The organism is Streptomyces sp. NPDC006510 (genome assembly GCF_040611955.1).
Classification (GTDB): domain Bacteria; phylum Actinomycetota; class Actinomycetes; order Streptomycetales; family Streptomycetaceae; genus Streptomyces.
In genome coordinates this window covers 1-6,679 of the sequence record NZ_JBEXPH010000314.1, presented here as the reverse complement: position 1 = coordinate 6,679, position 6,679 = coordinate 1, and the positions used below count along the sequence as shown (strand labels likewise).

7 protein-coding genes and 1 pseudogene are annotated in these 6,679 nt (G+C 72.6%); 5 read left to right on the top strand and 3 right to left on the bottom strand.

Translation table 11 applies throughout. The features are described 5' to 3' along the window. The first annotated feature begins 322 nt into the window (after positions 1-322). The 3 genes and pseudogenes from ABZY11_RS42010 to ABZY11_RS42000 all read left to right on the top strand — a co-directional run. Positions 323-1,288, top strand: a complete 966-nt coding sequence (locus ABZY11_RS42010; RefSeq protein ID WP_356484222.1) for a zinc-binding dehydrogenase — start codon at positions 323-325, stop codon at positions 1,286-1,288. 32 nt (positions 1,289-1,320) lie between these two features. Further along, positions 1,321-2,742 (top strand): cellulase family glycosylhydrolase, encoded by a 1,422-nt coding sequence (locus ABZY11_RS42005; protein WP_356484221.1) that lies wholly within the window; start codon positions 1,321-1,323, stop codon positions 2,740-2,742. Between the two features lie 7 nt (positions 2,743-2,749). Next, a pseudogene (locus ABZY11_RS42000) lies at positions 2,750-2,947 on the top strand (Clp protease N-terminal domain-containing protein); the annotation flags it as partial. A 56-nt stretch (positions 2,948-3,003) separates the two neighbouring features. Here the strand turns inward: ABZY11_RS42000 and ABZY11_RS41995 are convergent. After that, positions 3,004-3,987 carry a helix-turn-helix transcriptional regulator gene (locus tag ABZY11_RS41995; RefSeq protein WP_356484220.1) on the bottom strand — a complete coding sequence of 328 codons (984 nt, stop codon included), beginning with the start codon at positions 3,985-3,987 and terminating at the stop codon, positions 3,004-3,006. A gap of 1 nt (position 3,988) precedes the next feature. Beyond that, positions 3,989-4,846, bottom strand: a complete 858-nt coding sequence (locus tag ABZY11_RS41990) for a DUF4097 family beta strand repeat-containing protein (RefSeq protein WP_356484219.1) — start codon at positions 4,844-4,846, stop codon at positions 3,989-3,991. A gap of 154 nt (positions 4,847-5,000) precedes the next feature. On the opposite strand from ABZY11_RS41990, the gene ABZY11_RS41985 reads away from it, so the two are divergent. Continuing rightward, entirely contained in the window at positions 5,001-5,846 is an 846-nt protein-coding gene (locus tag ABZY11_RS41985; protein ID WP_356484218.1) for a hypothetical protein, read from the top strand. On the opposite strand, the gene ABZY11_RS41980 is transcribed toward ABZY11_RS41985, so the two are convergent. Beyond that, on the bottom strand, positions 5,847-6,029 hold the full coding sequence (locus ABZY11_RS41980; protein WP_003961784.1) for a DUF6104 family protein: 183 nt from the start codon (positions 6,027-6,029) through the stop codon (positions 5,847-5,849). It lies immediately after the preceding gene. A 185-nt stretch (positions 6,030-6,214) separates the two neighbouring features. On the opposite strand from ABZY11_RS41980, the gene ABZY11_RS41975 reads away from it, so the two are divergent. Continuing rightward, positions 6,215-6,679 (top strand): CU044_2847 family protein (locus tag ABZY11_RS41975; RefSeq protein ID WP_356484217.1); only part of this gene is annotated, 465 nt, incomplete at its 3' end.

Below are 6,679 nucleotides of genomic sequence, written 5' to 3'. Positions count from 1 at the left end.
TGGGCGACGAGCTCGCGGCGGACTACGTGATCCCGTCGCCGTTCGACGAGCGGGTGGCGCCTGCGGTGACCGCCGCGGTGGCGGCCGCGGCGCGGGCGGAGGGTGTGGCCCGGCGCTGAGCCGGTGGGGTGGGGGCGGGGCGGAGTGGGGCACGGACAAGGGGTGCTTGCGGCCGGCTCCGTCCCCTGCCCGCCCCTTTCCGTGACCGGGGGCGCTGCCCCCGGACCCCCGCTCCTCAATCGCCGGAGGGGCTGGAATGCGCGGTGCGCGTCACACCCGTGGCCGGTTACGCCCGGCCCGCGCCCGGCCTATCGTCGGGGCCATGTTCGCCGCCTACGCATCCCGCATCGACCGCGACCAGCCCCTCAACGGCCTTGAGCTGGGGGAACGCCCCGCCCCCGAGGCGCGGCCCGGCTGGACCACCGTCAACGTCCGGGCCGCCTCCCTCAACCATCACGACCTCTGGTCCCTGCGCGGCGTCGGCCTCGCCGAGGACAAGCTGCCGATGATCCTCGGCTGCGACGCGGCCGGAACCGACGAGGACGGCAACGAGGTCGTCCTGCACTCCGTCATCGGCCAGACCGGTCACGGCGTCGGCCCGGAGGAACCCCGCTCCATCCTCACCGAGCGTTACCAGGGCACCTTCGCCGAGCAGGTCACCGTCCCCAGCTGGAACGTGCTGCCCAAGCCGAAGGAGCTCACCTTCGAGCAGGCCGCCTGTCTGCCGACCGCCTGGCTCACGGCGTACCGGATGCTCTTCACCAACGCCGGGGTGCGCCCCGGCGACTCGGTCCTCGTCCAGGGCGCGGGCGGCGGCGTCGCCACCGCCGCGATCGTGCTCGGCCGGGCGGCCGGGCTGCGGATGTACGCCACCAGCCGCGACGAGGCCAAGCGCAAGCGTGCCGTCGAGCTCGGCGCCGTCGAGGCGTTCGAGCCGGGCGCCCGGCTGCCGCAGCGCGTCGACGCGGTCATCGAGACGGTCGGCGCGGCCACCTGGTCCCACTCCGTGAAGTCGCTGCGCCCCGGCGGCACGCTCGTCATCTCCGGCGCGACCAGCGGCGACCGGCCCTCGCACGCCGAGCTGACCCGGATCTTCTTCCTGGAGCTGAAGGTCGTCGGCTCGACCATGGGCACAAAGGACGAGCTGGAGGACCTGCTGGCGTTCTGCGCGACCACCGGGGTGCGGCCCGTCATCGACGAGGTGCTGCCGCTGGACCGGGCCCGCGAGGGGTTCGAACGGCTGGCCGCGGGCGACCAGTTCGGAAAGATTGTGCTCACCTGCTCTTGAGGTGTGCGGGGTGAGCTGTTCTGATCTGCGCCATGCGGACGCGGATGCGGATGGGCAGCGTACTCACCTCGATCGTCACTTCGTTCGTGCTCGCGGCGGGGGCCCTCGCCCCCGCCGCCGACGCACGCCCCGCACCACCGGAACGGACCGGCATACCCCGGCTCACCGACGACGAGGGCCGCACGCTCACCCTGCGCGGCTGGAACGTCGAGGACAAGGCGAACCGAGGTGACCAGGCACTCACCGCCATCACCGAGAAACACTTCCGCGATCTGCGGGCCAAGGGCTTCGGCTTCGCCCGGCTGCTGATCTTCTGGGACGACCTGGAGCCGCGCCGGGGTCACTACAGCGCCGAGTACCTGCGCCGGATCGACCGGATCCTGGACTGGGCGCACAAGTACGACATCCAGGTGCTGCTCGACGCCCACCAGGACGTGTTCGGCCCGGCGTTCGGCCACCGCGGCATCCCGGCCTGGGCGACCCGTACCGACGGACTGCCCTTCACCCCGCACCCCGATGACTGGTTCGCGGAGTACTTCGAGCCGGCCGTGCAGCGTGCCTTCACCCATCTCTACGAGGACCCCGACCTCCAGCGCGCCCAGGCGCGGATGTGGCAGGTCGTCGCCGGGCGCTTCGCACATCACCCCGCCGTCCTCGGCTACGACCTGATCAACGAGCCGATGGGGGAGCTCGGCGAGGGCGAGGACCTGGTGACGGCCGCCCGCCGCATCGAGGCCCGGCAGCTCACCCCGATGTACAACCGGCTGGCCCGCGCGGTCCGTTCGGCCGACCGCACCAACTGGCTGTTCGTCGAACCCACTCCCATCGTCGGCGAGGGCGTCCCCACCGGACTGGGAGCGATCAGGGATCACCGGACCGTCTACGCCCCGCACTTCTACAACACCGCGATGGAGGCGGGCGCCGACTACGATCCGGCGGCCGGCTGGATCGAGTCGTACGAGGCCGCCGTCACCGCGTACCCGGAGCAACGACACATCCCGGTCGTCGTGGGCGAATGGGGCCCGCTGAACAACAAGCTGCCGATGATGGGCCGCTTCTACCGGGACGCGATGGCCTCCCTGAGCCGCTACACCTCCGGCTGGGCGGGCTATGTGTGGTGTTACGGCGGTGGCTACTGCGCCCTGGACGAGAACGGCGACTTCGCGGTCAACAAGGACCGGACCGCCACACCGTACGCACCCGCCGTCGCCGGAACCGTCCACTCCGACATGTACGACGACCATGCGCGCGTCTACCGGCTCACCTATACGGCGGGCCGCTGCGGTACCACGGAGATCTCCCTGCCACCGACGGCCGGGGGCTGGCAGGTCTCGGTGGACGGCCGCGCCGAGGTCCGAAGGAACGGGGGAGAGGTGCGTGTCCGGGCCCGCAAGGGGACGCGCGTCACGGTGACGGTGACCGGGTCGTACGACTCCTCTGCCAACCGCGGTTGACGGCGCGAAGTCGCTGCGGATCGCGGTGGGGCGCCAGGACCGCTTCATCGGCGACGAGCACCTCCTCCTGGCGCTCACCGCCTGCCCCGGCGTGGTCGCCGAGGTGCTCGCCGCTCATGGCGCGACGTACGGGACGGTGAACCGCGCGTTGTACGGGGGCGGGGAGGGCGAGGGGGACGCGGGGCGGTTCAGGAAGGCGGGCTGAGCCCCGGGCCTTCCGTGCCGCGCCCCGGGTGGTGCCCGGGGCGCGACCCCGGCCGGTCACTTCTCCCCGCCGTCGCCCTTCCGCAGCAGTGCCCCGATGTGGGCGGCCGCCGTCGACAGATGGCGGCGGGCCTCCGCCAGCTGCTCCTCCGTGACACCCCGGTCCCGGGCCGCGTCGCGGATGTCGTCGCGGAAGCGGTCGAGCAGCCGGTCCAGGTCGCGGGCCGGGTCGCCGGTGCGGGCGGTGTCCTTGCCCCAGTCGGGGTCGGTGTCGGCCGGCTCCGGCTTGATGTACGGGGGCCAGGTGCCCGTCCTGGCGAAGCCGCCCAGCTGACCGGTGATCTCGGCCAGCCCCTCCCGTACGCCCGAGGGCCAGTCGCCCCGCGCGAAGTGCTCCTGGACCTGCCGGGCGGCGTTCTGCATCTGCTCGCGCGCCCTGTCCTGGGCCTCCTTGGCCTGGCGGCGGGCCTGCTGGGCGTCCTCGCGGGCTCGGCGGGACTCGTCCTTCGCCCGGCGGGCCTGCTCCTTCCACTCCTGCTTGGCCTTGCGCAGCTCCTCCTTCGCGGCGCGCCACGCCTCCTTGTCGCCCAGGTCCCCGAGGTCGCCGAAGGCGGACTCCCAGTCACCCCTGCGTTTCGAGCCCGAGCCGGTGTGCCTGGTCTCGTCCGCCGCGGCCCGCATCTCGCTGCGCAGCTTGCCGGCGGCGCCGCGTACGTCGTCCCGTATCTCGGCGGCCAGCTCGGAGACCGAATCCCGGATCTCCAGTTCCAGATCGGCCAGTTCGCCGGTACGGCCGGCCAGTTCGGCGCGGCCCGCGTCGGTGATCGAGTAGACCTTGCGGCCGCCCTCGGTGGCATGGGTGACGAGGCCCTCGGCCTCCAGCTTGGCGAGGCGCGGATAGACCGTGCCCGCCGAGGGCGCGTACAGCCCCTGGAAGCGCTCCTCCAGGAGCCGGATCACCTCGTATCCGTGGCGAGGGGCCTCGTCGAGGAGTTTCAGCAGGTAGAGGCGGAGACGGCCATGGGCGAATACGGGGGGCATGTCAGAGCACCTTTCCGGTCGGCTCGGCATCGTACGGACCGTCCTCGGCCGGCGGGCGGCGCAGCAGGGCGATCGATCCCGAGACGGTCGTCGCCCTCAGTTTCCCGGTCCCGGCGCCGAGCGTGCCGGTGATCTTCTTCGCTCCCCACTGGCCGCTGACCCGCAGGTCCTCGAACCCGTTGGAGACGGAGCCGCTCGCGGTGTTGGCCTCGACCGTCGCGTCCGCCGGGTGCGGCAGCCGGATGGCGACCTCGCCGGAGACGGTGGTCAGCCGGATGTCCGTGGGCTTCCCGGTTGGGTCCAGGTCGAGCACCATGTTGCCGCTGACCGATTCCGCCCGGACCGAGGCCCCGGCCCCCTCGACGACCGTCAGATCGCCCGAGACCGAATGGAAGCGGAGCTCGCCGGTGACCGACTGGGCCTCCACGTTGCCGGAGACCGTGTCGGCCAGCACCGGCCCCGCGAGCCCGACGAGCGTGGTGTCGCCGGTGACGCCCCGTACGTCCGTGCGTCCGCGGATTCCGGACACCACGGCGCCCGCGCCGACGACGCCGACCCCCACCGCCGACCCGGCCGGCACCGCGAGCGAGACGACCGCGCTGCGGTGCCAGCCCTTGCGGTCGAACCAGTTGAGGAAGCCGTGCCAGGGCAGGTCCTCGTACGCGACGGTGAGCGTGCCGTCCTCCAGGGTCACTATCAGCGGCGGGCCCTCGATCCCGGAGACCTCCAGCCGGGCGGTCGGCTCCTCGGTGCCGACGACATTGACGGCGCCTCCGACGATGCGCACGTTGAGTGACGTCACGGGGGCGTCGAAGGTCAGCTTCTGGGGCTCGGCGATGGTCCATGTCGGCACAGGCACGGATCTGACCTCCCGGGGAGCGCGGAATGACGCAACATATCGCGTCTCTTGATGAACACGATATATCGCGGACCGGTGAAGTCAAGGCGCGTCGCGAGGTCATTGGGGGATCAAAGGGCGCCGGATGCGGGCAAATTGCCCTAGCGTGGGGGGCATGAACGCGACATCCCCCGCGGGGGCGCTGCTGCTGTGCCGTGCCGAACCGGAGGCCGTACGGCCGGTGGCCCATCTGCTGCGCGAGCGGATGCTGCTCGCCCCCGCCGGAGACGGATGGTCCGTCCTCGTACCCGAGGGAAGGCCCTGGCAGGATGCCGGTGCCGCGGACGCGGTGGAACCGGTCGACCGGGTCGTGGCCGGCTGGGCCGCCGCGCTCGCGGTCGGCTCGACATGGCCCGTGCTCGCCCTGTGGTGGGACGGCGACCGGGCCGGCTGCACGCTCGCGTCCGGTTTCCGCCGTCCGGTCGGCTACGTGTGGCTCGCGGACGGCACCCCGGCCGGTGAGGACGAGGCCATGCGCACGTTCGCCGAGCGGCTGGGCCTCGACCCGGTACTGGACGTCCAGGCGCTCGAAGGGCTGACCCGCCCGGACCCGGACGCCGACGCGCGCATCCGGCTGCGCGGGCTGCTCGCCGTGCTGACCCGGATCGGGCTGATCCTCCCGCCCGGCCTGGACCCGGACACACCCGGCGACCGGCTGTACGCGGCGGCCGACAGCCGGCCCGAAGTGGAACCGGTCGTCTGGACCGGCTGGCGCGAGGCGGTGAAGGCCGAACTCGACGCGGTCGAGAGCAGCCGCCTCAGCCCCTGGACGCGCGGCCCCAGGGCCCGGCTGCTGGCCGGTGCCCAGCTCGCGGCCGGACTGCCGCTGGTCCTGCGGGGGATCAGGCGTCGGGGCGGCGGATGGGTGCTCGCGGGGACGCTGCTACTGGCGCACGGGGCGCTCGGGCTCGCCCACGACCGGATCAGGGGCGCCGAAGGGCCCGGTGACGGGCGGGAGTGACTACTCGTCCTCGTCCTCGTCGTCGAGCCGGGCCAGCCAGGTCGCGAGGCGCTCGACCGGCACCTCGAAGTCGGGATTGAGATCGACGAACGTACGGAGCTGCTCGGCGAGCCACTCGAAAGTGACCTCTTCCTCGCCTCGTCGCTTCTCCAGCTCCTCGATACCGCGGTCGGTGAAGTACATGCGGCAAGCCTAATGCCTGGTGACAGCCCCGCGAAGGCCGGTGGCCGGTCCTCGGGCCGCAGCTCCCGGCAGCCGCGCGACCCGGTCGAGAACCGGCCCGCACCACCCCGGCGTCCTGGTCCATGTACCTCGCATCGGACGCGTACTGCCGTTAGCCTGCGGGTAGTTGGGGAACGGGGGGTTTCATGGGTGACAGTGACGCCCGTATTACGCGCATTGAGATGCCCGACGGTACGGAGGTCTGGGCGCGGATCTCCGGTGCCGAGGAGCTGGCGCAGTCCGGCTCGGGCCCGTCGTTCACGGACATCGGCGCCGGGAACATCGCCGACCGGGTGCAGGCCCGGGTCGAGAGCCTGCAAGGGGTCGTGACCAGCGTCGCGCGTTCGCTCGCCGAGCCGCTGCGGGCCGTGCGGCCCGACGAGGTCAGCGTCGAATTCGGCATCGAGCTCACCGCGAAGTCCGGCAAGGTCGTCGGACTCCTCGCGGACGGCGAGGCCAAGGGGTCCATCAAGGTCACGCTGACCTGGAGCGGCGGCGGGCCACCCGTAGATCCGCCACCCGCCCAGGTGCCCGCGCAGGCGTCGGGACTGCCGGCCACCCCCGCCGGGCCGCCCGCCCCCGCACCCTTCGTGCCGCCTCCCGCACCCTCG

Bases quoted from the DNA above. Each gene is read 5' to 3' on its own strand.
- ABZY11_RS42010 (WP_356484222.1), top strand. From the start codon at position 323: ATGTTCGCCGCCTACGCATCCCGCATCGACCGCGACCAGCCCCTCAAC.
- ABZY11_RS42005 (WP_356484221.1), top strand. From the start codon at position 1,321: ATGCGGACGCGGATGCGGATGGGCAGCGTACTCACCTCGATCGTCACT.
- ABZY11_RS41995 (WP_356484220.1), bottom strand. From the start codon at position 3,987: ATGCCCCCCGTATTCGCCCATGGCCGTCTCCGCCTCTACCTGCTGAAA.
- ABZY11_RS41985 (WP_356484218.1), top strand. From the start codon at position 5,001: ATGAACGCGACATCCCCCGCGGGGGCGCTGCTGCTGTGCCGTGCCGAA.
- ABZY11_RS41980 (WP_003961784.1), bottom strand. From the start codon at position 6,029: ATGTACTTCACCGACCGCGGTATCGAGGAGCTGGAGAAGCGACGAGGC.